Source organism: Skermanella sp. (assembly GCF_059503625.1).
Window position 1 is genome coordinate 1 of sequence record NZ_JCACHA010000370.1, and the last position, 2,645, is coordinate 2,645.

At 62.0% G+C, this 2,645-nt stretch carries 3 protein-coding genes; all 3 read right to left on the reverse strand.

Features of this window, described 5'->3' with window-relative positions:
• Positions 1-17 precede the first annotated feature (17 nt).
• Positions 18-512, reverse strand: coding sequence for a hypothetical protein (locus AC5JJ6_RS08290; protein ID WP_496041581.1), 495 nt, complete (start codon positions 510-512; stop codon positions 18-20).
• Positions 513-568: 56 nt separating this feature from the next.
• Entirely contained in the window at positions 569-1,084 is a 516-nt protein-coding gene (locus AC5JJ6_RS08295; RefSeq protein WP_496041582.1) for a putative pterin-binding protein, read from the reverse strand.
• A gap of 574 nt (positions 1,085-1,658) precedes the next feature.
• Positions 1,659-2,645: NAD(P)-dependent oxidoreductase (locus AC5JJ6_RS08300; protein WP_496041583.1), on the reverse strand; the 987-nt coding region annotated here is incomplete at its 5' end.

The following is a 2,645-nucleotide window of genomic DNA, read 5'->3' on the forward strand; positions in this document are numbered from 1 at the left end:
CGTGTGCTCTTCCGATCTTAGGCCACCAGTTCGACCGAGCGGCGCGCGTTGATCCGGACCAGCTGGCTTTCCGTCATCTGCCTGATCTCGCGCACCGCGGAGCGAAAGGCGGCGAGATCCGGCATCGCGGGATCGAGCGCCTCGACGCTGGGTGCCAGTTGCTCGATCATATCGACGATCCGGGAGGCGCGCTCGGCGTCTTCCGGAACGATGGAGATGATCGCCGCAAGCTGGCCTCCCCTGAGCAGGGCCGTCCGGCTGAACAGGATGTCGTATCTTAGCGTCACCTCCGCGGCCACCCGTGGCGTCGGTTCCGCCATATAGTCCGAAAGCGCCGCATCCAGCTTCACCGTTTCGCGGTCAAGCTGATAGACGGCCCATACCGCATCCTCGCGGACGCTGCCGTCTACTTCCGCCTGCCGGTCGAGCAGCAGCGTCAGCAGGATCACACAGGAAACCAAAAGCATCCCGCTAAGACCGAGCAGCGCTTTTGCGCGCAAGGAATGCACCACTTTCGGCAACCTCCTGTTACACAGGCCCTCGATAAAGGCCCAGCGCGGGCGAACCGCTATTGGACCTCTATGCTTTTTACCTGCCATACGGATCGACTGAAATACACCTCGTTGTAAAGTCCTGGATTGAGATCGAATGGATATATCACGAAGATCGGTCCCTGGTTGCGGATCGGCAGATAGGCGCCGTTCTTCTTGAGCGCCAGGATCACATCATGCTTGATGAAGTCCTCCGCAGGCACTTCCGCCGAATAGTCGTTGAGGGCGATGACCTTCAGCTTGGCCCCTTCCGCCCCAACGGCCTCCAGTACGGCCCTGGTCAAGGGGCCCTGAAAGTCGTTGACGCCTTCGGCCCAAGGTGTGTTCACCCTGGCGGTACGGCCGGGCAGCGCCTCCAGCATGGCGATGTCGAACTCGGCCGTCTTGCCGGCATTGGTGTTGGCGATACGCCCGGTGACGGTAAGAACGACGGGTCCGGTCGGAGCGGCCAGCGTACCTGCCGCCGCAATTCCCGGCATCGTTACCGCAAACCAGACGGTCAGCAGTGTCCCAAATACTCTTGACGCGGACATGGCACTCTCCACGCGAAATATGGATGAAGTCGACACTTCTTTCGATATTAGGGAACTAGTTGGAATTTTGTCATAAATATCACCTTATTCGACCTATGCGACGCGTCGGGGCATCGCGCAGGCATCGCTCCGACCGATGATGATTCCATTATCGACCGGAACCACCGAACAGTCCGTTAATAGACCGAAGGGTATCGGCGCCGCAGTCGGTGATCGAAACTTCGGCGTAATCCCCTGACATGACGCTTCAAGGGTTGGCGCTTCAGCGCTGCATCCTGAAAAGGATTGTGGCTATGGAACAGGAAGGGTTCCTGAAAGCCAAGTTCGTTACGTTCGATCCAACGCCCTTATCTTGGCGTCAAACAAGCACATGCCAGGAACTCAGAATTGAGTTTTTCCAAGAGCGCTCACGCTGGGAGATAGAAAGGTCAAGCCCCGGTATGACGGGAAGGTGGATGATACCAGCGGCATCGAAGCTCGACCGGTGAGAGCCGGCAGAGATGGCGGGCTGAAGTGGCCCGACATCCGACGTTCCAGACCGGTCTGCCGAAGCGCCGCAACGGGACGCCGCAAGCTAGAAACTCAAAGCCTTCGCCCTGACGACGCTCGGGAGCGCTTCTATCTTCCGCAGGACCTCGTCGCTGATCGGCTGATCGACCGAGACCAAGGCTATCGCGTTCTCCCCCGGCGCCGTGCGGCCCAGGTGGAAGGTCGCGACGTTGACTCCGGCGTCGCCCAGCGTCGTGCCGAGATGGCCGATGAAGCCGGGCTTGTCCTCGTTGCGGATGAACAGCATGTGGCTGGAAACCTCGGCCTCGATCGGCACGTCCTCGATGCCGACGAGCCGGGGTTTCTCGCCGCCGAACAGCGTCCCGGTCAGCGACCGCGCGCGGTGCTCGGTCTCCACGATCACCCGGATCAGCGTCTGATAGTCGCTGGCCCGTTCGCGCTTGGTCTCCGCGATCTCGATGTCGCGCTCCCGCGCGATCATCGGGGCATTGACCATGTTGACGCTGTCGAGCAGCGGGCGCAGCAGGCCCATCAGCACCAGGGCCGTCAGCGGGCGGGTGTTCAACTCGGCGACATGGCCTTCGTACTCGACCGTGACGCCCTTCAGGCCGCTCTCGGTGATCTGGCCGGCGAAGCTGCCGAGCTGTTCGGCCAGCGCCATGTAGGGCCGCAGCTTCGGCGCATCCTCCGCCGAGACGGACGCCATGTTCAGCGCGTTGACGACGGCGCCGGACACCAGATAGTCGGCCATCTGCTCCGCGACCTGGAGCGCCACGTTTTCCTGCGCCTCGGTCGTGCTGGCGCCCAGATGGGGCGTGCAGATGACCTGATCCATGCCGAACAGCGCGTTGTCCTTGGCCGGCTCCGACGCGAAGACGTCGAGCGCCGCTCCCGCGACATGCCCGCTCTCCAGCGCCGCCTTCAGGTCTTCCTCGACGATCAGGCCGCCACGGGCACAGTTGATGATCCGCACGCCCTTGCGGGTCTTGGCCAGCGACTCCGCATTGAGGAGATTGCGGGTGCCTTCGGTCAGCGGCGTGTGCAGGGTGAT

What these genes read in the sequence shown, in the direction of transcription:
- AC5JJ6_RS08295 (WP_496041582.1), bottom strand. Translation starts at nt 1,084, where the DNA reads ATGTCCGCGTCAAGAGTATTTGGGACACTGCTGACCGTCTGGTTTGCG.